This is a genomic window from Verrucomicrobiia bacterium (assembly GCA_036405135.1).
In the GTDB taxonomy this organism is placed as follows: Bacteria; Verrucomicrobiota; Verrucomicrobiia; order Limisphaerales; family JAEYXS01; genus JAEYXS01.
This window is the reverse complement of sequence record DASWYF010000035.1, coordinates 89,468-111,273: the sequence shown is the minus strand read 5'-3', so window position 1 is coordinate 111,273 and position 21,806 is coordinate 89,468. Positions and strand designations below refer to the sequence as shown.

The 21,806-nt window shown below is 55.3% G+C and carries 21 protein-coding genes; 6 read left to right on the top strand and 15 right to left on the bottom strand.

From position 1 onward, the window contains the following. Positions 1-22: 22 nt before the first annotated feature. From VGH19_17075 to leuB, 8 genes are all read right to left on the bottom strand, one after another. Entirely contained in the window at positions 23-2,080 is a 2,058-nt protein-coding gene (locus tag VGH19_17075; GenBank protein ID HEY1173084.1) for a prolyl oligopeptidase family serine peptidase, read from the bottom strand. 130 nt (positions 2,081-2,210) lie between these two features. Further along, entirely contained in the window at positions 2,211-3,833 is a 1,623-nt protein-coding gene (locus VGH19_17070) for a class I SAM-dependent methyltransferase (protein HEY1173083.1), read from the bottom strand. Further along, positions 3,823-4,593 carry a hypothetical protein gene (locus tag VGH19_17065; GenBank protein ID HEY1173082.1) on the bottom strand — a complete coding sequence of 257 codons (771 nt, stop codon included), beginning with the start codon at positions 4,591-4,593 and terminating at the stop codon, positions 3,823-3,825. Before VGH19_17065 ends, VGH19_17070 begins: the two co-directional genes overlap by 11 nt. Then, on the bottom strand, positions 4,590-5,405 hold the full coding sequence (locus tag VGH19_17060) for an AAA family ATPase (protein HEY1173081.1): 816 nt from the start codon (positions 5,403-5,405) through the stop codon (positions 4,590-4,592). Before VGH19_17060 ends, VGH19_17065 begins: the two co-directional genes overlap by 4 nt. Positions 5,406-5,459: 54 nt before the next feature. Then, a complete protein-coding gene (gene rmuC / locus VGH19_17055; protein HEY1173080.1) occupies positions 5,460-6,818 on the bottom strand; it encodes a DNA recombination protein RmuC in 1,359 nt (452 codons plus the stop codon). 24 nt (positions 6,819-6,842) lie between these two features. Beyond that, positions 6,843-7,220, bottom strand: a complete 378-nt coding sequence (locus VGH19_17050; GenBank protein ID HEY1173079.1) for a VOC family protein — start codon at positions 7,218-7,220, stop codon at positions 6,843-6,845. A 109-nt stretch (positions 7,221-7,329) separates the two neighbouring features. Further along, entirely contained in the window at positions 7,330-7,713 is a 384-nt protein-coding gene (locus tag VGH19_17045) for a RidA family protein (protein HEY1173078.1), read from the bottom strand. 59 nt (positions 7,714-7,772) lie between these two features. After that, positions 7,773-8,885 (bottom strand): 3-isopropylmalate dehydrogenase, encoded by a 1,113-nt coding sequence (leuB, locus tag VGH19_17040; protein ID HEY1173077.1) that lies wholly within the window; start codon positions 8,883-8,885, stop codon positions 7,773-7,775. A 135-nt stretch (positions 8,886-9,020) separates the two neighbouring features. Between leuB and VGH19_17035 the strand changes: the two genes are divergently transcribed. Next, positions 9,021-11,072 (top strand): ATP-binding protein, encoded by a 2,052-nt coding sequence (locus VGH19_17035; protein ID HEY1173076.1) that lies wholly within the window; start codon positions 9,021-9,023, stop codon positions 11,070-11,072. Here the strand turns inward: VGH19_17035 and VGH19_17030 are convergent. The 5 genes from VGH19_17030 to VGH19_17010 all read right to left on the bottom strand — a co-directional run bounded on the left by VGH19_17030 (position 11,056) and on the right by VGH19_17010 (position 13,594). Further along, a complete protein-coding gene (locus VGH19_17030; GenBank protein ID HEY1173075.1) occupies positions 11,056-11,532 on the bottom strand; it encodes a hypothetical protein in 477 nt (158 codons plus the stop codon). The genes VGH19_17035 and VGH19_17030 overlap by 17 nt on opposite strands. Then, positions 11,529-11,831, bottom strand: coding sequence for a hypothetical protein (locus VGH19_17025; protein ID HEY1173074.1), 303 nt, complete (start codon positions 11,829-11,831; stop codon positions 11,529-11,531). The genes VGH19_17030 and VGH19_17025 overlap by 4 nt, the downstream gene beginning before the upstream one ends. Positions 11,832-11,871: 40 nt before the next feature. Next, a complete protein-coding gene (locus VGH19_17020) occupies positions 11,872-12,456 on the bottom strand; it encodes a sigma-70 family RNA polymerase sigma factor (GenBank protein HEY1173073.1) in 585 nt (194 codons plus the stop codon). A 235-nt stretch (positions 12,457-12,691) separates the two neighbouring features. Beyond that, complete coding sequence (locus VGH19_17015) at positions 12,692-13,210, bottom strand: hypothetical protein (protein ID HEY1173072.1); 519 nt, start codon at positions 13,208-13,210, stop codon at positions 12,692-12,694. Positions 13,211-13,288: 78 nt separating this feature from the next. Continuing rightward, on the bottom strand, positions 13,289-13,594 hold the full coding sequence (locus VGH19_17010) for a hypothetical protein (GenBank protein HEY1173071.1): 306 nt from the start codon (positions 13,592-13,594) through the stop codon (positions 13,289-13,291). Between the two features lie 252 nt (positions 13,595-13,846). Here VGH19_17010 and VGH19_17005 point away from each other — a divergent pair, with 252 nt between their 5' ends. After that, positions 13,847-14,245 carry a YkgJ family cysteine cluster protein gene (locus VGH19_17005; protein HEY1173070.1) on the top strand — a complete coding sequence of 133 codons (399 nt, stop codon included), beginning with the start codon at positions 13,847-13,849 and terminating at the stop codon, positions 14,243-14,245. Here the strand turns inward: VGH19_17005 and VGH19_17000 are convergent. Further along, positions 14,226-14,480, bottom strand: a complete 255-nt coding sequence (locus VGH19_17000; GenBank protein HEY1173069.1) for a hypothetical protein — start codon at positions 14,478-14,480, stop codon at positions 14,226-14,228. The genes VGH19_17005 and VGH19_17000 overlap by 20 nt on opposite strands. A gap of 246 nt (positions 14,481-14,726) precedes the next feature. On the opposite strand from VGH19_17000, the gene rpsU reads away from it, so the two are divergent. The 4 genes from rpsU (at position 14,727) to VGH19_16980 (ending at position 18,582) form a co-directional block, all read left to right on the top strand. Continuing rightward, positions 14,727-14,924 (top strand): 30S ribosomal protein S21, encoded by a 198-nt coding sequence (gene rpsU, locus VGH19_16995; GenBank protein ID HEY1173068.1) that lies wholly within the window; start codon positions 14,727-14,729, stop codon positions 14,922-14,924. A gap of 54 nt (positions 14,925-14,978) precedes the next feature. Further along, positions 14,979-15,890 carry a sugar phosphate isomerase/epimerase gene (locus VGH19_16990; protein HEY1173067.1) on the top strand — a complete coding sequence of 304 codons (912 nt, stop codon included), beginning with the start codon at positions 14,979-14,981 and terminating at the stop codon, positions 15,888-15,890. Beyond that, positions 15,875-16,972: a lysylphosphatidylglycerol synthase transmembrane domain-containing protein gene (locus VGH19_16985; protein HEY1173066.1), complete on the top strand. Its 1,098-nt coding sequence runs from the start codon at positions 15,875-15,877 to the stop codon at positions 16,970-16,972. The genes VGH19_16990 and VGH19_16985 overlap by 16 nt, the downstream gene beginning before the upstream one ends. A 113-nt stretch (positions 16,973-17,085) precedes the next feature. Further along, on the top strand, positions 17,086-18,582 hold the full coding sequence (locus VGH19_16980) for a sigma-54 dependent transcriptional regulator (GenBank protein ID HEY1173065.1): 1,497 nt from the start codon (positions 17,086-17,088) through the stop codon (positions 18,580-18,582). 99 nt (positions 18,583-18,681) lie between these two features. On the opposite strand, the gene VGH19_16975 is transcribed toward VGH19_16980, so the two are convergent. Next, the gene (locus VGH19_16975; protein ID HEY1173064.1) at positions 18,682-21,795 is read right to left on the bottom strand and encodes a hypothetical protein; all 3,114 of its coding nucleotides are present in this window, start codon (positions 21,793-21,795) and stop codon (positions 18,682-18,684) included. Between the last annotated feature and the right edge of the window lie 11 nt (positions 21,796-21,806).

Here is a 21,806-nt window from a genome sequence, read left to right as displayed (position 1 = left end):
AAGTTCCCATTTTGGGAACTTTTTATTTTACCTCCAATTCCTTCAAAGCAAACGCCAACCGATCCGCCGCCTCCTCAATAAGCATCGCCGTTGGCTTCCCTGCTCCATGTCCCGCCTTGGTCTCCACACGAATGAGGACCGGGCTATCGCCGCGATGATACTCCTGCAAACGTGCGGCAAATTTAAAACTGTGCGCCGGCACCACGCGGTCATCATGATCACCCGTCGTGATCAGCGTGCTTGGATACTTCGTCCCTTGCCGGAGATTGTGATAAGGCGAGTAGGCATAAAGCGCCTGAAATTCCTCCGCCTTGTCCGGCGAGCCGTAATCACTCTGCCACGCCCAGCCGATGGTGAATTTGTGGAAGCGCAACATATCCAGCACTCCCACTGCTGGCAGCGCCACGCCAAAGAGATCAGGCCGCTGCGTCATGCACGCACCCACCAGCAGACCGCCATTGCTGCCACCGGCGATCGCTAACTTGTCCGGCCGCGTGTATTTGTTCGCGACAAGCCATTCCGCTGCGCCGATGAAATCATCGAACACATTCTGCTTCTTCAGCTTCGTACCCGCCTGATGCCAGTCCTCACCGTACTCACCACCGCCACGCAGATTCGCCACCGCATAAACTCCGCCCCGCTCCATCCACGCGATCATCGTGAGCGCGAATGACGGCGTGAGGCTAATGTTGAATCCACCATACCCATAAAGGTACGTCGGGTTCGCACCATCCAGCTTCAACCCCTTCTTATGTGTGATGAACATCGGCACGCGCGTGCCATCCTTACTCGTGAAAAACACCTGCTTCGTCTCGAACTCCGCCGGATTGAACTTCACCTTCGGCTCGCGAAACACCGTGCTATTGCCCGTCTTCAAGTCATAGCGATAAATCGTCCCCGGCATCGTGTAGCCGCTGAAGAAATAGAACGTCTCCGTATCCCCACGCTCACCACCGAAACCGCCCGCCGTCCCAATGCCCGGCAACTCCACTTCGCGCTCCTGCTTGCCTTCACGACTGAACACCTTCACCACGCTACGCGCATCTTTCAGATACTGCGCGACGAATTGGTTATTCACGAACGACACACTGCGCAACGTATCCCATGCCTGCGGAATGACCTCCTGCCAGTTCGCGCGCTCCGGTTTCGTGATATCAATCGCGATCAATCGGCCACGCGAAGCATTCAGATCCGTGAGGAAATAAAAGACCGTGCCGACATTTCCGATGAAGTCATACGATGCATCATTCTCCTTCAGCAACTCCACCACCTTGCTGCCTTTTGCCTGCAAGTCCTGATAAAAGAACCGGTTCTTCGGGCTCGTCCCTTGCCAGACATGAATGGCGAGATAGCGATCATCCTCCGTCACCGAGCCACCGAAGCCCCACTCCTTCTCATCCGGCCGATCGTACACCAGCGTGTCCTCCGACTGCTTCGTCCCGATACGATGAAAATAAAGCTTCTGGAAATAATTCACACCCTTGAGCTGCTCCCCTTCCTTCGGCGCATCGTAGCGACTGTAGAAAAAGCCTTTGCCATCCTTCGTCCATGAAGCACCAGAGAACTTCACCCACTTTAATTCATCCTCCAGGTCCTTGCCCGTTCGCACATCGCGCACCTTCCACTCCTGCCAGTCCGAACCGCCGGATGAAAGCCCATACGCCATCAAGTTCCCATCATCACTTATAGTGTAGCCGCTGAGCGAAACCGTGCCATCCTTCGAGAGCGTATTCGGGTCCAGCAACACCCGCGGCTCGGCCTCCAACGTCTCCGCCACGTAAAGCACACTCTGGTTCTGCAACCCGTCATTGCGCGTGTAGAAGTAGCGATTGCCCTCCTTAAATGGCACGCCATAGCGCTCGTAATTCCACAACTCCGTCAGACGTTCCTTCAACTTCTGCCGTGCAGGCAGCTTCTCGAGATACTCGAACGTCACCTTGTTCTGCGCCTCCACCCACGCCTTCGTCGCCGCGGAATTGTCATCCTCCAGCCAGCGATACGGATCCGCCACACTGACCCCGTTCAACGTCTCCACCACATTCGTCTTCACCGTCCGGGGATAAATCATTTTCGTCGTCATGTTGGAATTACTGGCACAGCCAGCTAGAAGGGCAGTCACAACCACTATGGTTGCCAAAGGTGCAAACAGAGAACTCAATCTCACCTTTTCCAATCTGTGTTTATCTGTGTCCATCTGTGGTTAAAATTAGTTATTTTACCCTCACCCAAAACGTCTTCAAATATCCCGGCTCCTCTCGCGTCACCGGAAAATCCGGCGGCTGCGGAATGAACCGTTCCCGCTCCACTTTACGTCCCGCCGCAGTGATCGCCGCTTTCACCGTGGCGATAAACACTTCTGGTTCCAAGCCCGCCGCATTCGTGGAGGCCAGCAATGTGCCGCCACTCTTTAAAACCTTCAAGGCATCCCCCACCAGGCGACCATAATCCCGCTCCACGCGAAACACCCCGCTCTGTTTCGATTGCGAGAACGTCGGCGGATCAAGGATGACCACATCGAACTGCCGCTGCTTTTTGCCCAAGCGCTTCAACCAGTCGAACACATCACCGAAAATGAAATCATGCGCTGCCGGGTCCATCCCATTTGCCGTGAAGTTACGTCGTCCCCAATCCAAGTATTTCTTAGAGAGATCAAGACTAGTAGCCCGCGCTCCCGCCATACCTGCCGCAACCGAAAAACCACACGTATAAGCAAACGTGTTCAACACTTCCGCACCTTGCAGCCCCCCATCACGCACAACGAAATCCGGCCCGATATAATTCGTCAGCAACCGCCGCCGGTTATCCCGCTGATCCAGGAACAGCCCCACGCTATACCCCTCCTGAAAACTCATTTGATACCGCACGCCATTCTCACGGATACCAAACTCTTCATTCACCGCCTCACCAAACACGAGTTGCGGCCCCGCCGTCTCTACCGAGCTTTGCCGCACATGCCGGTTCAGCACCTTGTGATACGCTGCCTTGCTCGCGAACATTTTCACCAGCTCTTCCAATCGCGCCCGCTGCTCACCACTCAAATCCCCAGAGGATTGCGAAATCAGATAATCCCCCAGCTTCTCCACATACCAACCCGGCCGACCATCCGCAGCACCATGGACCACCCGGAACGAATCCGTCAGCGCTTTATCCACCACCGCTTCGCGTAAAGCCGATGAAGCATCGCGTTCAAAATCCACCGGAGCCGAATACTTCACCAGCTTGCCCGTGGTCGGATGCTCAAACTCAATCTCCGCCGCATGCAGGCAAAGTCGCGCATGAGGCGAACCGCCATAACGTACATCACCTAAAATCGGAAAGCCCAAGTCCTGCGCGTGCAACCGTATCTGATGCGTGCGCCCCGTCTTCGGCTCGGCGCTCACTTGAGTTCTACCACTCTTGCTTTCACCGCGATAAAAAAACGTCTCCGCCAACTCCCCCGCATTCGTCACCGGACGGCTCACAAACTCACTCCCCACCTTGCTCATGTGCGAGCGCGCGTGCAGCTTCTCTGCCTTCACCGCTCGATCTGTCAGCAGCACATAACGCTTCTGCACTTCACGCTCGGTGAACTGTTCCGTGAGAGATTTTGCGGCCGCCTTGGTCTTCGTGAAGACCATCACACCAGAGGTTTCCTTGTCCAACCGATGGATGATGGCGAGTTGCGCCCAGCGCGGTTCACGCTGCCGTAACCATTCGTAAATGCCCTCACCAGAATAAGGCGTAGGCGCGTGCGTGTTCCAGTTGGCAGGCTTATTGACGACCAGTAGGTCGTCGTCTTCATGGATGATCAGGCTGCCGGTCACGTTCGTGAAAAGTGGCAGATCACTGCACATCGAGTGTCATCTCACGCCGCTCACCTTTGAACTCGAGCACCACTTTGTTGCGCTCGATGGCGACTACCTTGGCCCCTTGGACCAGTTCGCCGATACGCACATTCTTGCCACTGACCAAGGCGGAAGGATTGTTCGGACGATAAAATATGCCCTGCAGTTTCAGCTCAGGAAAAGCCGGTTTGACCGGAGCTACCGGCTCGGTCTTGGTCACCGGCGGTTGCGGCGTTGTAGTGACAGCCACGACAGGTTCCGCCTTCGCTTCCATCTTGGGCTCGACTGCCGCCGCAACTACCGGAGCAGGCGCTGGCGTCGGCACTTCGATCTTTACCGGTGTGGGTTCAAAAGCAGGTTCCGGCGGCAACTCCCGTGTCACCACTTCCGTGCTCACCTTGATACCCGACTTGGAGACGTAAGGCGCTGATTTTTCTGGAGCCTTCGCCACATGTGCGGGAGCCGGTACAGGCGCGACTGGAGCGGGCGGTGCTACTGGGAACGGAGGTGGAACCGGCGCTGTGACCGCTACGACAGGCTGCGTCGACGGCTTGTTCTGCAGTCCGCTGCGGATGAACCAGAATCCCAGCGCCAACAACACAACCACAATGGCTGGCACCAAAACAGGCGACCAATTGGAGCCACCGCCACCACTCCCGCGTCGCATCGGCGCATCCGCAGGTTGCAATGGCGCACCGAGCGGCCCGGCGACTGGCTGATTCTTTTGCGCCTCATTGGCGCGCTTCAAGGCATCATTGATGAGGCTCATGCGGGGACGTTCCCTTCCAGTTCACGGATGGCAAGACCCACCGTGGAAAAATCAATCCGATCACTTTGCTGCACGTAACCAGCCAGCAAGCACTTGTCACACACGGCATTCACCAGACGCGGAATGCCCTTGCTGTAATAATGAATCCGCCACACCGCACCAGCCGTGAAATACGGTGCTCCATTCCCACCGCTCACATGGATGCGGTGCTGGATATACGAGGCCAGCTCCGCGCGCGTCAGAGGATTGATGTGATACCGCACTGTGATGCGCTGGCGCAATTGCCGCAGGCGATGCGCATTCAGACGATCCCGCAATTCCGGCTGCCCCATCAGCACGATCTGCAAGAGCTTGCGATCATCCGTCTCCAAGTTGGAGAGCAAGCGCACCTGTTCCAGCAAATCATCCGTCAGATCTTGCGCCTCATCAATGATGAGCACCGCATCCTTGTTCTTCTCCACCTGGCTCAGAAGGAAGTGGTTGATCGCCGAAACGGTCTCCAGACGATCCTTGCCCTTTACGTCTAGGCCAAACTCCATCGCGATGGCTTTCATCAGGCCATCTGCATCCAGGATTGGGTTCAGGATGAGCGCTGTGGCGTAGTTCTCGCCAAGCTGCTCCAGCATGGCGCGGCAAATCGTCGTCTTGCCCGCACCCACCTCACCGGTGAGCTGGACGAAACCCTTGCGCTCGCGAATGCCGTAAAGCAAGTGATTGAACGCCTCGCGATGCTTGGCGCTATAAAACACAAATCGCGGATTTGGGGTGATGGTGAAGGGCGGTTCCTTCAGCCGGTAGAATTCCAAATACACGGCATCCTGTTAACGAATTTTCCGCCCTGTGGAAAGGAAAAGCGGTGGCGGAAGTTATTGGCTGGGCGGCAGACGCAAGGTCGCATCCAGCGGACCAGCCTCGGCCAATGGTTTGGCACCTTCCGTGCCAGCCAGCTTTTGCAGGCGTTCACCACTAGGCCGAACCATGCGTTCGTAGCTTCCAACCGCATCGTTGTAAGCATTGTTCGCCCGCTCAAGGCCAACACGTATCCGCTCGAAATGCTCCGTGAACTTCACCACGCGGGTGAAGAGCTCTTGCGCAGCTTCGTTGATATCCTTCGCATTCTGCGTCTGGGCATGCTGTTGCCAGCTCACCGAGACCGAGCGCAATAATGCGATGAGGGACGTAGGTGTCGCGAGCAGAATGCGTTTCTGCGCCGCCCACACGATCAGTTCATGATCCCCTTCCAAAGCCGCGCTGAACAACGATTCTGCGGGCACAAACAGCACCACGTAATCCAATGAGTTCGAGAACGTTTTGGGATAATCGCGATCGGCTAGTTGCTTGATAGTGTCCTTGAGCTTCTTAGCGTGGATCGCCAAGGCTTCTGCTCGCTTCACTACATCGGCCTCATCCGTCGCGTTGAGGAATTCCAAGTCCGGCACCTTCGCATCCACGATGATCACCCGCTCACCCGGCAGGCGCACGATCATGTCCGGCTTGCTGTCACCGGATTGCGTCTGCTCCGTGAAATCACAATGTGCGCTCATCCCCGCCGCCTCCACCACGCGCCGCAACGTCTCCTCACCCCAACGCCCACGCGCTTGATTCGAGCTCAACACTCGGCGTAACTGCAACGTCTCCGTGGAGAGCGACTGGCTTTGTTGCGCCAATTGCTCCAAGTGCTTCTTCACCTCACCGAGCGCCTGCGATTGGTTCGTCTCGCTCTGCTGCAAACGCTGTTGATAAACGTCGAGCTGCTGTTTGAGCGGCTCCACCAAAGTCTTGATGGACTCCTGACGCTGAGCCAGATCGCCCTTCGCCGTCTCTTGAAATTTACCCAAAGTCTCCGTGGCCAAGCGCAAGAACTCCGGCTGCGTCGCCTTCAACGCATCCGCACTCAAGGCTTTGAACGTATCCCTCAGATCGAGCAACGCCTTCTCCTGTGCGGCTTTCGCTTCGGCCATAGCCTGCGCGTGCAATTCTTTCTGCTCTGCCAGCAACCGCTCTGCGGCCTGATGCTTCGCTTCCGCACCCGCCAAGGCACTGGCGGATTGCGTCTGCTGTGTGCGGAGCTGGATAAGTTCAATATCCTTCTGCGCCATCTGCTGACGCAACTCCCCTTCAAGGCGATTGTCCGCCACCGGGGCAGCATCAACCTTGCGAGTTCCCAGCAGCCAGCCGATGAACACTCCAAGACCGACACCAATGAATAAAAATACAAACTCCATCCTGAAATCTTTCGATTTTTATATTTACGTTTTACGCGGTGGTTCTGAAATCTCAATCGTCCGGCCATCCGGGTCCAAAACCACCATGCGTTTGCCCCATGGCGATTCTTTCGGCTCCGTCACCACTGTTACATTCAGCGCATTCAACTTCACCAGCGTCGTCTCCACTGATTCGACACTGAAACCCAACATCGTTGCTCCGGCATTCAAACGTTCAGGAGCTTGCCCCGGTTTACCAGGATACAACTCCAACACCATGCCACCACGTTCGCAACTGAAGTGGATCGGCCCTGAACCATGCTGTTCTTGCACAAAAGCCAACCCCAACACTTCATAAAACGCACGAGCCGACACCAAATCCGCAACTCTTAAAACCATCAGATTTATCACCGGCTTGCCCATGGTAAGGGATGGTAGAATCCCGCCTCCTAATTCACAGAACAAAATGAAAAGCCGGCGCTGTTTCTGTTATTCCAGAACCAGCACCGGCTCGAAAACCGTTAATCGATTTTTAGAAGTGCGCGATCACTTCGATCTCCACGCTCGCCGCACGCGGCAAGGCCGCCACCTGTATCGTGGAACGCGCCGGGAAATCGCTCGTGAAATACTTCGCGTAGATCTCGTTCATGCCCGCGAAGTCCGCGAGGTTCGTGAGGAACACGGTGCTCTTCACCACGTTGCTGAACGTCAGGCCCTGGTCATCCAGGATCGCCTTCACGTTTTGCAGCACGCGCTCAGTCTGCGCCTTGATGTCGCCTTCCACGAGATTGCCCGTAGCCGGGTCGATCGGGATTTGGCCCGCGCAGAACAGCAAGTCACCGACGCGGACAGCATGATTATAAGGGCCCACCGCCGGAGCGGACTTGGCCGGTTTGATGATTTGTTTCGTAGCCATAAATATTAAGCGTTCGCTTTTCTGTAGTGGGACAGGCGCCATCGCCTGTCCAGTCTCTCTTAGATGTTCGCCGCGATCGCGTCACCCATCTGCGTGGTACCGACCTTTTTCGCATTCGGATCGGCAGACGTGTAAATATCGCCCGTGCGATAACCCGCCGCGATCGCCTTGCCCACCGCATTCTCGATCGCCGCTGCCGCTTCGTTCTGCTTGAACGAGTGACGCAGCATGAGCGCGGTGGAAAGGATTTGCGCGATCGGATTCGCCAGATTCTTGCCCGCGATGTCCGGAGCCGTGCCACCCGCGGGTTCGTAGAAGCCGAAGGTCTTGTCACCAGCCGTCGCACCGAGACTTGCGCTCGGGAGCATGCCAAGGGAACCGGCGAGAGCCGCCGCTTCATCGCTCAGGATGTCGCCGAACATGTTCTCGCACAGCATCACGTCGAACTGCGTGGGCTTGAGCATGAGCTGCATCGCGCCGTTATCCACGAACATGTGCTCGAGGGCCACATCAGGATAGCTCTTGCTCACTTTCGTCACCACATCGCGCCAGAGCACGCCGTTTTCCAGCACGTTCGCCTTGTCGATGCTCGTTACCTTCTTGCGACGCAATGCCGCCGTGCGGAACGCGACATGCGCGATACGCTCGATCTCAGGCGTCGTGTAAACCATCGTGTCGATCGCACGTTGCTGGCCGTTGCCGATGTCTTCCGTTTTCTTCGGCTGACCGAAATACATGCCGCCCGTCAATTCACGCACCACCATGATATCGAGGCCGTCACCCTGACGTTCCTTGCTTAACGGGCACGCGTGAGAAAGTTCCTTCGGCAATTTCACCGGACGCAGGTTCGCGAAGAGACCGAATTCCTTGCGCAAACGCAAGAGGGCCGCGCGCTCCGGACGTTCTTCCTTCGGAATCGTCGGATCACGATCCGGCAGACCGACGGAGCCGAACAGGATACAATCCGATTCTTTGCAAAGAGCCAACGTCGCATCCGGCAACGCCTTGCCGGCGGCATCGATGCCGGCCCAGCCGACGGGCGCTTCCGTGATCTGGAACGCCACGGGAAATTTCTTCTCCACTGCGCGAAGGACCTTGATGGCCTCCTTCATCACTTCCGGTCCGATGCCGTCACCTGCCAAAGCCGCGATCTTGAATGTCTGTAAAGTCATGGGGCGGGAGACTAGTAAGCGCGGCTGGCGCGGGGAAGTGAAAATTTGAGGACACTTTTCCATCCGGTTTGTCACCCAATCGTCACCCCAGCGCGGCAAATCCGCCATTTCTGAAGCCGATTATCGGTTACGTTCATGACAGCAGACAGACAAGAAATGGTGATCGGTGTCGCAGGAACCTGCCTGGAAACCCTGATCAACCATGATTTTAAGGTATCCAGCCATGCCACGCTGGAATCGGCCTACCATCTTTTCAGGCGCCAACCGCATGAGTATGCCGGTGTAGTCGATGCCAGCGGACAGCTTGAAGGCGTGATTTCCCGCAGCAGGTTGGGCTTCCTTCTGGGCGCACGTTTCGGCTTCGCCGTTTACGGACGCAATGCCGTGCTTCAACACGCGATGCCGGATGCGCTTAAATTCTGCATCGGAACGCCTTTGGAAGAAGTGCTACGGGCAGCCTTGGCCCGCTCTGGCGACAGCTTCTACGATGACGTCGCCCTCGTGACGGCAGATGGCGCTTATCACGGCATGATCTCCATGCAGACCTTGGTGCGGCTGCAATACCAGCTCGTCGAAGAAAGAACGGCACTCGCAGAAAAACGACAATTGGAGCTGGGTCAAAAGAATCTCGCACTGGAAGAAAGTCTGTCTGCTTTGCGTGAATCCCGTGGACAATTCGACATTCTCTTCGAGAACAGTGCCTTGGCAGTCGCCTTGCTCACTCCGGACGGCAAAGTGACGGCGGGCAATCATCGGCTTTGGGACCTCTTTGCTGATTCATCGGAAAATCCAGAACCCGGTCGTTTGCTGAAACGGATGCTGGAACAGGATCGTTTAAGTTTCCTACGCGTGATGACTGCTCTGGCTCGCTCGCAAGAGCTGGATCAAAAAGCCGAGATCGAAGTGACGATTGATACTCCCAATCGCGGCCAACGCCGTCTGCTGTTGTTCCTAAGCTGGATCAAAGAAACGGCGCAGGTTTGCTTGCTGGTAGATGACGTCACCGAACAGCGTCTTTTTGAACGGCGCATGATTCAGCAGGAAAAATCTGCGCTCATGGAAAATCTGGCAGGCGGTGTCGCACATGAGATCAACAATAAGCTCGTGCCCATCGTCGGCTTCACCGAGTTGATCCAGCGTGAACTCTACCGTCATTCTGCGCCCGTGCAATTGGTGCGTTATTGCCAGATGGTGCATGACAGCGCGGTGGAATCCGCCCAGATCATCCGCCAGTTGTTGCAACTCTCACGTCCCGCTCCTATCGAACGAGCCTCAGCTGACTTGCGGCAGATCTGTCAGGAAGCCCTGACGATGTTGGGCTTTCGTATCCGCCAGCTTGAGTGCCAAGTGCGCTGGGATTTCCCCCCGCGTCCAGTCATGGTTTACGCCGAGCCTGGACAAATCAAACAGGTGGTGATGAATCTGGGACTGAACGCGCTGGATGCGATGGAAAAGCAGCGTCCAGCCGTGCTCACCTTTCAAGCCAAGCTCGAAGGTTCACTCGTGCGTTTCTCAGTGAATGATTGCGGCCATGGCATCGCTCAAGAGCATCTCGCGCGCATCTTCGATCCTTTCTTCACCACGAAAGGCCCTGATAAAGGCACCGGCCTTGGCCTCAGCGTTTGCGATAGCATCATCCGTCAGCATGGCGGTGAGATTCAGGTGGCCAGCATGATCGGGCGTGGCACCACCTTTTCCTTCACCTTGCCTCTGGCCTTGGAACCCATGGCGGCAGCGTTGCCCTTAGTGCCCTTTGCCACGGAACAGCCCACAGAAGAAAATACTGTCCGTCGAGTACTGCTCGCCGATGATGAAGAATCGGTCGCGCAAATGGTGGAGGCAACCCTTACGAGCATGCTGGGCTACAATGTGGACCGCGCCGCCAATGGCAAGGAAGCCATCGAACGTCTGCAAGTGCGCGGTTACGACCTCATCATATCCGATGTAAGGATGCCCTTGGTGGATGGCTTGGGTATCTATCGTTGGTTGAAAGAGAACAGTCCCTCGCAGACAAAATCATTCCTGTTCATCACCGGAGATGCGGGCAGTCGTGAACTGACGGAAGAATTGGAACGTCTCGGAGCGCCGGTCTTGAAGAAGCCTTTCGGCATTTCCCATCTCGTGGAACATTGCCGTGAACTGGCCGAGAACGGCGAAGAAGAAATGGCGCCTACTCCCCTTCGATGACCATCTTGGCGTTCTTCTTGGAAGGATCGTTCTTTTTCTTAGGACGGAGGATCTCGTCGTACTTCTGAAGCTGCTGAGCGGTCAGTTCATTGCGGATGAGTTCGCGGGTGTGACGCACTTCCTCCCGCACATACGGAGCAACACTGTCGGAGATTCCCTTCGTGCGCTTCTGGCTGTCACTCATGATCTGCTCGATGCGAGTGCGCTGTTCGCTGGTCAGTTCCAACTGTGCTCCGAAACGTGCTACAAAATCTTTCGCCTTGCCCACGGCAGCGGGTGGAGGGTTGTTGGTATTGGCTTGAGGTGGAACCCAGGTGCTCAGGGGATGGCGATTCGAATCATCCGCAGGTGCTGCCACCACAGGTGCAGTGACGTGCATGCGATTGACGAACAGGCCTCCCGTGATGACTCCGGCTCCAAAGATCACCAAGGTCGCCAAAATGACCTTCCAAATGCTCACCAAATATCTCCCACGTTATCCAAAGGCGCGAGGACGGTCTGCTCCAGGTCCGAGGACTGCAATTGCGCGACCTGCTGATCGTGCTTCTGGAGGGACCAGACGCCGATCACCAGCATGACGGCCACACAAGGCGCCGCTGCCCGCCAAAGCGCATGGCCCCAAAGAGCCCACACATCCACCGGACGCAAGTCCTTGATATTCGCCATGATGCGCTTCTCAAACGCATAAGGCACCTGATCGGATGTCCGGTTGTGCCGGGCCGCCGCGATCAATTTATTATTTAGTTTGGCCGTATCCATAAGCCTGCCAACCAGTCAGACGCACCTTAGTGCCGATTGGTTACAATTTCTTGTCCTTCATCAACTTTGTCAGCAACTTTTTCATCTCAGCACGTGCCCGGAAGGCCCGCACCTTCACCAGCGGCACTGACCACCCAGTCAGGTCCGCGATCTCTTTCACCGACCGGTCCTCGATCTCCAGCAAGGTGATGACCAATCGTGCCGGGGGCGAAAGCTGCTCCAATACCTTGCCGATGAGTTCTTTGGCCTCCGTCGCCTTCTCATTGGAACCATCTGGATCTTCCGCATGACGCTCCAGCCAATCCTGCTCGTCATCGGATATCTGCGTGAAAGTCGTCTCGCGGTTCCGTTGATGTTCACGCAAAAAATCGTAGCAAGTCCTCACTGCCAACCGCATCAACCAGTGTTCAAACGGCGCTTCCCCTCGGAAGCTGGAGAGCTTTTGAAACGCCTTCAGGAACACCTCTTGAACGATGTCCTCCACCTCATCCTCGCGACGCGCATAACGCCGTGCCGTAGCAAAGACACGCGGCTGATACTTCACCACCAATTGCTCGAAGCTCGCCGTATCGCCTCGCAATACAGCGGCTATCAACTGCGAATCTGTGGGTTCGTTCGGTGCCACGCTGGTCGTCAGGGTGAGTCGAAAAGGCTGCTCTGTTTTACATTCAGACGAGCCTGCACATGGAAGAGTTCAATAGAAAGAACCGCCAGTGCATGCGTCATCCTTGAAGTAGGAAGGCTTGGGGCACAACAATAAAAAGGTCTGATTAAGAGACATGCCTAGTCGCCGAACAGTGCAAAAAGGAAACGGCGGCTCGAAAAAAGCCGCCGTTGGAAATCGGTCATGCCGGTCTTTGTTATTCCGCTTTTGGCTTTTCCTTGGGAGCGGCCTTATCTTCCGTCGCCCGTTTGGCGGCTGCGTTCATGCGCTCGAGCTGTTTTTCCTCTTCTGCCGTGATTGTGCCGACTTTCTTCTTCTTTTCCAGTTCCGAGCGGCGGGCCTCCACCCTCTCTTTGAATTCCTTCATCCTGGCCTCGCGCTGCTCTGGCGTGTCGGCTTGGGCTTTGCCGGCACGTTCGCGAAACTGCTTCATCCTGGCTTCACGTTGTTCAGGGGTCAGTTTCTTAAACTCCTCGCGCTGCTTCTGCAGTTCGGGATTGTTCTGCATCTTCTCGCGCATCTCCTTCATCTTAGCCTGACGCTGCTCCGGCGTAAGATTTTCATACTCTTTGCGGAACTGCTCGCGGAAGGGGGCTGCTTCCGGTTTGACCTCCTTGGGCACTTCTTCACGCGGTTTCTGCGGTGCTTCCTGCGCCATCACGGCAGAAGCCATCAATACACTGCCGCCCAACACCGCCAGTAAAACTCGTTTCATAGGATACATCGTGAGTGGTTACTTTGACTGTCTGGAAGGAATGACGTTCGAAATGGGGAATGGTTACAGGCTGTTAGGTCACTTCTGATGATGATCACCACTCACCCCTAGCGCACCCAACCAAATCCCCAATGCCAGACTGAACAGCATGCCCATGGAGAATCCGGTGAAATGAATCACGCCGATCAGCACGCTGGCGGAGGATATGGGGATGCCGAGAATGTGTATGCCCGCTCCTCGATGGAACATGTATTGGATAAGACACATGCCGAAACCCAAACCGATCAACACCCAGCACGCAGATGCCAAAAGAAAGACCGCACGCTTGAATATACCGCCAAGCCGCTGTGGTGTTTTCGTGTCCTCTTGTCCGCTCGTCTCCATAGGTTGATTGATGAAAGAGACTCTGCTGTTTCAAGAAAATCACGCAAGCACTATGTGATGGAGCGCGACTCTCCGAGTCGCAGCAACTCACCTGAGCAAAAGGCAGCGTAATACTTTTGGAGTTTCAAGCAGGGAAGTTCGGTGCCTCTGATAGTTTCCCCGCCGTAAGCCATTTGGATATTGCTGCGACCCGGAGAGTCGCGCTCCACTACCGCACTTGCCCGCCATTAAATTTCCCCTACCCTGCTGCTCATGCCAGTGTTTTTGGAATGCCAGCGCTGCACCGCCTGTTGCCGTTGGCCGGGGCAGGTGCGTATCACGGATGCCGAGATCAGCCGCATGGCGGCACATCTCGAACTGGCGGAGCACGACTTCATCCAGCGTTACACGAGATTGCGTCCAGACCGCCAAGGCCTAGCCCTCATGGACAAGCCGAATGGTGAGTGCATTTTCCTGAACGGTTCCAACTGCGATGTGCAGCCGGTGAAGCCGCAGCAATGCCGCGATTTCCCTAACCTGTGGAATTACCCGGGCGCAGAACAGATATGCCAGGCCAAGCCGATAAATGTCTCAGTGGAAGAATTCCGTCGCAGAGTCAGCGCGGCCACGGGGCGACCGGAAGAGACGATCCCTATTCCCGCTCAATCTTGAGCATCTTCTCGAAGGCGTTAGTAAACGCCTGCATGTCGGCAGTCACGCGCGGAGGTTGGAGGGCGATCATGTCCAGAAAGCGTTCAGCCGATTCCGGCTTGCGCTTCACCAGCTCGGTCGCCGCGATGATCATCGAGAGGTAGTTATTGATGTTATGACGCATCTCCGACAGCTTGCTGTTCAATTCAGCAACCTGCTCCGGCGTAAGCGTTTGTGGTTCGGACGGCAACCCCATGACGAATTTGATGATTACAGAGTCTGTCCGTAAATCAAGCGGAGACCCGCAAGAAATGAGCAGCTTTAAACAACATATTTTTCATATATAAACCGCTATCCATGAGAATCTTACAAAAGAGGCACTCCACCTCCTCTTTTTGTCGTTTGACACTCATTCTTTCGAAATCTAATCTTCGGCTCCAATTTTTTGGCACGCCCATTGTGAACATACCGGGCATGCCTGCTAGAGAGGATGTGAGTTAAGTTGACTGAGATTAAGCTCAAGAAAGGCGAGTCCGTTGAAAAGGCACTGCGCCGTTTGAAGAAGAAGATCGACCGCGAGGGTACCCTCAAGGAGGTGCGCAATCACCGTCACTATGAGAAGCCCAGCGAACGCCGTCGTCGCAAGATGAAGGTCGCGCGCTTCTCGGCGATGCTAAGCGCTCGTTATGCCGATCTGTAAGATTTAGGCTTTTCCAATGGCCGGGTGCTATGAATCATAGCACCCGGCTTTTTTATGTACTCCCTGTCCACCTGCTGGAACTCGAACCGTCACACGGACGGTCGCGCCATGCTTGAAGAGATTCGCGATCTCGGCTTCGAGTATGCGGAGTTAAGTCACGGTATCCGCATCAGTCTCCTGCCCGGTATCTTTGAAGCAGTGGCCAAAGGTGTGATCAAGATTTCCAGCGTCCACAATTTCTGTCCCCTGCCCCTCGGCTACAATCATCCGAACCCGAACATCTTTAAGTTCAGCGCCCAGAAAGAGACGGAATGGTCTAATGCGTTGAAGTATTCAATCAAATCACTTGAGACGGCCGCCAAGGTGAAGGCCGTAGCCATGGTCCTGCATTTCGGCCGGCTCCCCATCTCGGATGAAGTCACGGACATGCTCAGTGAAGCCATCAAGGCCGATGACGCTGCCAAGCATGGAGACATTCTGGAAGCGATGATGATCGAGCGTGAGCGGGTGAAGGAAGCCCCTCAATCTCGCGCCATCAAACTCGTGAAAGAACTGGCTGTGAAGGCGGCGGAGATGGATATCAAGCTGGGCTTGGAGATCCGCGAGGCGGTGGATGAGATCCCGCTGGAGGGGGATTACCCGGCCATTTTGAACGAGTTCCCGCCGGATACAGTCGGTTACTGGCATGACATCGGACATGCGCAGATCAAGGCGAATCTTGGCCTCATCCATCATCGGGCGCACTTGGATACCGTGGCTCCGCGCTTGTTCGGATTCCACATCCACGATGTCATTTTTCCGGATCAAGATCATCGCGCACCCGGCACCGGCAGCATAGACTTCAAGGGACTGGCCAGTTACGCTGCGGGAAACAAGATCAAGGTGATGGAGCTGAATCCCTCTGTGACCGTGGATGAAGTGAAGCAAGGGTTTGAGTTTTTGAAATCAGTGTGGGGACCGAATTGAACAAAGGCAGTGGCAAATGGAGCAAGCTCTGGTGGCGGCTGCTGATTTGCGCCGCCCTGATGTTGTGGATTTTCCACGGCATCTTCATGCAGGAGGGCAAGCAGTCCGTCACGGCCGGTGGCGGTGATTGGAGCTCCCTCTCCCGCTCTGAACAATGGCAGCAAGCATGGCGACATGGTCCCGCAGAACTTTGGGACGCGGTGCGCGTGGTGTCTCCCGCCGCCTTTTTTATCTCCTTGGTTTTCATGGGAGCAACACTGTTGCTCGGTGTCTTACGCTGGCAACGGTTGTTACAGACTCAGGATATTCGCCTGCCCTTGGCTCGCACTTTAGAAATCTCACTGGTGGCGCATTTCTTCAACTCCTTCCTGTTGGGCTCAACGGGGGGCGATTTGTTCAAGGCGTATTACGCGGCCCGTGAGACGAAGCATCAGAAGACAGAAGCAGTCACGACGGTCTTTGCCGATCGCATCATCGGCCTGTTTTCCATGCTTCTTTTTGCAGCACTCATGCTGTTGCTGAATATCGGTTCGTGGTTGGACAACCCCACGCTAGTGAGTTTCGGCGGATTGATCGCCGCTTTGTTTGTGGGCTCTGCGGTGTTCTGTTTCCTGGCATTCTTTGGCGGCGTCTCGAAACGGTTTCCGCAGATACGTGAGTTTTTGAAGCGCTTGCCGAAAGCCGATGTCTTGGAACGTTCACTCAACTCCTGCCGGCGCTTTGGCGAAAGCCCGAAGGACCTGATCATCGCCCTGCTCTATTCCATGGCGTTGAATGCGTTCTGCGTATTTCAGGTGTATGCCGTAGCTCAAGGGCTCTCCATCACCATCGATCTGCAGGCGTTGATGTTCATCGTGCCATCCATCATCTGCCTCTCAGCCATACCCATCACACCATCCGGGCTGGGGGTGCGGGAGAACCTATTCGTCCTGTTGCTTGCTACTCCGCTTTTCAATGTGCCCAGCACCCAAGCCCTTACGCTTTCCTTGTTAACTTACGCCGGAAGCCTCATTTGGAGCCTGATCGGCGGTGCTGTCTACGTATCTTTCCGCAATGAACATCAGCTCGTAGAAACAGAATGAGCGGCATAACTACCGTTGCCACAGTATTTTTCATCATTATTTTACAGAATGTCGTGCAAATCTCGGAGGGGGTGTTACTTTTTGACCGCTGCGACCCACGCGGCTAAGTAACGATGGACAAACTCCTGCTCATCGATGACGAGGCGGATGTTCAGTACTCTTTCCGCCGAATCTTCGACTCCCCGGAAATCGAACTCACCACTGCCAACAGTGGCGAGGAAGGTTTAAAACTCTTGGCCAAGGTCAAGCCTGACCTCGTCATCATGGACGTCCGCATGGGCGGCATCACCGGTCTGGAGGCGCTCCGGCGTCTGCGCCAGGTGGACGCCAAGCTGCCGGTCATCATGATGACCGCCTACGGCACCACCCAGACGGCCATTGAGGCCATGAAGCTCGGGGCCTTCGATTACCTGCTAAAGCCTTTTGACGTCCCTAAGCTGAAACAGATCGTCGGCAATGCCCTGAAGGCGTCGCGCGATATGAAGCAGGTGGTGAGTTACCAGCCTGTCTTGGAGACTGAGGATTACGAAATGGGCATCATCGGCCGCAGCGAGCCGATGCAGAACGTCTTCAAGCTCATCGGCCAGCTCGCCATGTCGGACGCCACCGCCCTCATCACGGGCGAAAGCGGTACCGGCAAGGAACTGGTGGCCCGCGCCGTCTATCACCATAGTCAGCGAAGCAGCCAACCCTTTCTTGCCATCAACTGCGCCGCCATCCCGGAAAACCTCCTGGAAAGCGAACTGTTCGGCCATGAAAAAGGCGCCTTCACCGGTGCCGCCGTGCAACGCATCGGCAAGTTCGAGCAGTGCAATAATGGCACGATATTCTTGGACGAAATCGGTGATATGAGCCTGCCCACGCAGACGAAGATCCTCCGCGTGCTGCAGTCCGGCATCTTTGAAAGGGTCGGCGGTAATCAGTCCATTAAGGTGAACGTGCGCGTCATCGCCGCAACGAACAAGAACTTGGAAGAAGCGGTCGCCGCCAAGCAGTTCCGCGAAGACCTTTTCTATCGCCTGAATGTAGTCCGTATAAAGATGCCCGCTCTGCGCGAGCGTCCGAGCGATATTCCCTTGCTGGTGAATTATTTCCTGAAGAAATACGGTCAGCAGCAAAAAGGGGCGCTCAAGGCGATCACGAATGACGCTGTCAACACCATGCAGGCCTATCATTGGCCAGGAAATGTCCGTGAACTGGAAAACTCCATCCAGCGCGCTCTTGTGGTGGCCAAAGGCGATGCCATCTTGGAATCCGACCTGCCGGCAGAACTCCTAAACAGCCGGGCAGGAACTCCAATCGTTCCAGTGGTGGCTCCCCCAATCCCGGCATTTGCGCCGCAAACAGCACCCGCGCCTGCTCCTTCCGCCACGGGGACACCTCAAACAGGCGATGACACCACTGCGCTCATCCGCCGCCTCTTCGACTGGGCACGCTCCCGTGGTGATCAAAAGTTGATCCCCACAGTGGAACGTGAATTGATCATCCATGCCTTGGCAGAAACTGGCGGCAACCAGGTGCGCGCCTCCAAACTGCTCGGCATCACCCGCGCCACGCTCCGTAAACGCATCGAGAAGTTTAAGATCAAGCAACAGCTCACCATCAACTGAACTTGATGCCCTCGACTGGCGGGTTTATCTGATCCATTGGTTTGATAAAGCAAAAAGGCGCATCTTGCGATGCGCCTTCTTCTTTGTTGATCAATTCTCTTATTGGCTGGAGCCGCTCACCAGACGAACGCGATAGAAGCGACCGTTAGTTGAGGTGGCCGTATCCGTGGCAGTCAAGTCGCCACCAGTGCCGACCCGGACACCACCCAGTTGAATCCAATTATCAGACGCCAATGTAGTGCTGTACTCCAGCACGTAATTGAGACCCGCTTCAGTTGGCCAGCTGATCGTGATGCCTGCACCGTTCACGCTCGCCCCGCCCCCAACGCGGAGACCGGAGTTCGGGTCCGTCGGATCCGTGCCAGCGAGGTATTCCGACCAGTTCGGGATTCCATCACCATCCGCATCCGCATTGGCCGAAGCCAGCATGTTCAAACTGCCGCCGAAATAGCGCAACCGCCAGGCATCAGAGATTTGATCGCCTGCGGTTGAGGCAGTGCGGTTGGAGAAGGTGACCAAACCATTCGCGCTGGTTGTGCGCTTGGTGCCGATGGCAGATACGTGCGCCACACGAATCACGTAAGCACTGTAAGCAGTAGTGCCAGCCGGTATGGTCACCAGCAGGTTACCGATCACGTGTTCACCCGAGGCCAAGCCAGGCACACCCCATTGGCTGCCTGGATTGAAGGTGTTCATCCAAGCCGCACCAAACGTGTTACCTTGGCTGGTGGTGAATCTCGGCACTCCCAGATTGGCAGTGACCATCTGGAATTGAACCGGCTGTTGCAACTTCGGTGTTGTCCCCAACGGTTCAATCTCCAAAGATACCATCAAGGACTTGATGGCTGTGTTACCATAAACGATAGCTTTAATTGGGATAGATACTTGACCAGCACCCGTCGCCTGCACTTCCCCTGCCACAAGTTTGAGGTTACTCAAATCAGCCGAGTTCATCGGTGCTGTGGTAGCCAACAAAGCAGATGAGGGAGCAAATGTAGGCTGCGTCAGACCGCTGGGCACCAGCAACGGTGCCGTGCCGCCTGCTTCACGGGTCACCCAACCAACATAAGGATCTTGAGAACGACGCAAAGTGACCTGTACGTCACCGATTGTGATTTCCCCATCACCCGTCAATACCGCATCGATATTTCCAGTGGAAGGATCAATGCCGGAACCATTATCATAGGAATCCATGGCACCGAAGAAATCGCTGCCTGGCGTTGGCAAATTATAACGATAGATGGCACTCATGAACGTCTCTTGGGCATCAATGATATTGATGCTGCCATCACCGAAATCACCCGCATTGATCCACCTGAATTCCTCCAAATCACCCACTAAATAACGGAGCGATCCGACAACCGTGATCTCCTTGATGGAATTGATGGAACCGTTAGTAAGCGACCCATTCACAGGTGTAACGAAGCTGACGCCTCCATTCAGATTGGAACTGCCGCTGGCATTAAATACTTGCACGCGATACTTGCTGCCTACCGGAGCGCCTGCCGGAATCGTGAATCCAAATGATCCCACAATGGCTTTACCGCTTGCGTGGGCTTCCAATGTGTTGATGTGAGCCTGGGAGAAAGAGATCAAATCCTGGCTGGTGGTATCATATAAGTTTGTCTCGCCGGGGATTTCCAACCAGCTCACACCCAGCAGATTTTGCAACGTGCTGGCATACACCGTGTTCGTGATCACGGGGATCAAATTGGTGTAAGGCTGACCGGTGGTGGTATCGATGCGCACCAAATTCGTATAAACTCCGATCCAAGCACCCGGTGTGATATCCGTATAAATCGTTGCGCCTGAAATTCCCGGAACCGGCTTCTTCAACATAGTATCGAAACTTAACCCGCCTAACGGAATAGGAGGAGCACCGCTAGCGGGCATATTTGTGGCCGCAAGGGAGAAACCAAAAGAATACAAATCTTGAACCGGCGGCAGTGTCAAGGTCACTGGAATGAAATACTGCTGGCCCGCCTTGGCTTGGAAACTTGCAGATCCTTCACCCGAAGCAAAACCGAACGTCAAGATGTTGCCCGTCAGAGAAACATTGCCCACACCGCTTCCGCCAGGATTTCCGCCAGATGCCGCTGCGAAACTCAGGTTGCCCACAGTGCGAAGGACATCGTAGGTGTGACCGATCTCTGTGATGAAGATATTGGTGCCCGATGGCGAAACCGTCACGCCCCACGGCTGGTTGGCATGAGCATTCGTACCGTCCAACAATCCCGGAAAAGCGGGATAAAAGCTGCTATCAGGCCATTTATTGGTGGACACACCGTAAAGAGTCTCAACCGTTCCCTCTGCTGTCACGATGCGCACACGGTGGTTGCTTTGATCGGCAACAATCAACGACCCATTTGGTGCGAGCGCAATACTGCGTGGCATGTTAAACTTGGCACCAGAACCAGGTCCGTTCGTGAAGCCTGCTCCCGCACTGCCCGCCAGCGTAGTGATACTGAAATCAACCACGTTCAGCAATTTGATCGAATTGTTACCCGTATCACTGACGGCCACCACATTTGTCTGATAAGCGGCGATACCGCTTGGACCGCTAAATGTCGCTGCCGGCACAATCGGTGTCACTACACCGGCTTGGGTAACCCGCAATACGGCACCGTTTTGCTGGGTGACAAATAGATTCCCAGCACCATCAATGGTAAGCGCGGAGGGCAATACCAATGGCGTACCCGCATTGACAGCAGCCCCTCCGACCAAGACACCTTCCGAGGTATAGCGCCAAATCAAACCGTCCGTTTCTGTCAGGACAAAAATGTCGTTATTTGACCGATTGACAGCGACTGCCACGGGTTTTTGAAAGCCACTGGCGAACAAATATGTGAAACTCGTCTCCCGGTTTCCGGGATTGGTGACTTTAAGCAAGTTTCCTTGATCACTTTCGGCGATATAGAGAAACCCGTCACCGTCCATGGCCATGCCCAAAGGAGAATCGAGCTTAATGCCGGCCTGAAATGCTCCACTGCTGTTGGGTCCCGTAAACGTGATCACCCAACTGCCAGGCGTGGGTCCCACATCACTACCTTGAAGTCCACCAGCCAACGTGAGCACATTGGCCACATTGGTTTGTCCCAGCACACTCGTCGCCGAGCATACTGCCAAGGCCGACACCATACCAGTTGCCAGAAGCCGCAACCCTTTCGGTTGCCACGCACCTGCCAACTTTTGCAAGCTGGTTAAGATATTCATTTTTTTCAACG

Excerpts from the sequence above, each read along its gene's own strand:
- VGH19_17070 (HEY1173083.1), bottom strand. The coding sequence starts at position 3,833 with ATGTGCAGTGATCTGCCACTTTTCACGAACGTGACCGGCAGCCTGATC.
- VGH19_17035 (HEY1173076.1), top strand. The coding sequence starts at position 9,021 with ATGACAGCAGACAGACAAGAAATGGTGATCGGTGTCGCAGGAACCTGC.
- VGH19_16990 (HEY1173067.1), top strand. The coding sequence starts at position 14,979 with ATGTACTCCCTGTCCACCTGCTGGAACTCGAACCGTCACACGGACGGT.
- VGH19_16975 (HEY1173064.1), bottom strand. The coding sequence starts at position 21,795 with ATGAATATCTTAACCAGCTTGCAAAAGTTGGCAGGTGCGTGGCAACCG.
- VGH19_17010 (HEY1173071.1), bottom strand. The coding sequence starts at position 13,594 with ATGGAGACGAGCGGACAAGAGGACACGAAAACACCACAGCGGCTTGGC.
- VGH19_17065 (HEY1173082.1), bottom strand. The coding sequence starts at position 4,593 with ATGAGCCTCATCAATGATGCCTTGAAGCGCGCCAATGAGGCGCAAAAG.
- VGH19_17025 (HEY1173074.1), bottom strand. The coding sequence starts at position 11,831 with ATGGATACGGCCAAACTAAATAATAAATTGATCGCGGCGGCCCGGCAC.
- VGH19_17050 (HEY1173079.1), bottom strand. The coding sequence starts at position 7,220 with ATGGGCAAGCCGGTGATAAATCTGATGGTTTTAAGAGTTGCGGATTTG.
- VGH19_17000 (HEY1173069.1), bottom strand. The coding sequence starts at position 14,480 with ATGGGGTTGCCGTCCGAACCACAAACGCTTACGCCGGAGCAGGTTGCT.
- VGH19_17005 (HEY1173070.1), top strand. The coding sequence starts at position 13,847 with ATGCCAGTGTTTTTGGAATGCCAGCGCTGCACCGCCTGTTGCCGTTGG.
- VGH19_17075 (HEY1173084.1), bottom strand. The coding sequence starts at position 2,080 with ATGACGACGAAAATGATTTATCCCCGGACGGTGAAGACGAATGTGGTG.
- rmuC (HEY1173080.1), bottom strand. The coding sequence starts at position 6,818 with ATGGAGTTTGTATTTTTATTCATTGGTGTCGGTCTTGGAGTGTTCATC.
- leuB (HEY1173077.1), bottom strand. The coding sequence starts at position 8,885 with ATGACTTTACAGACATTCAAGATCGCGGCTTTGGCAGGTGACGGCATC.
- VGH19_16980 (HEY1173065.1), top strand. The coding sequence starts at position 17,086 with ATGGACAAACTCCTGCTCATCGATGACGAGGCGGATGTTCAGTACTCT.
- VGH19_17015 (HEY1173072.1), bottom strand. The coding sequence starts at position 13,210 with ATGAAACGAGTTTTACTGGCGGTGTTGGGCGGCAGTGTATTGATGGCT.
- VGH19_17045 (HEY1173078.1), bottom strand. The coding sequence starts at position 7,713 with ATGGCTACGAAACAAATCATCAAACCGGCCAAGTCCGCTCCGGCGGTG.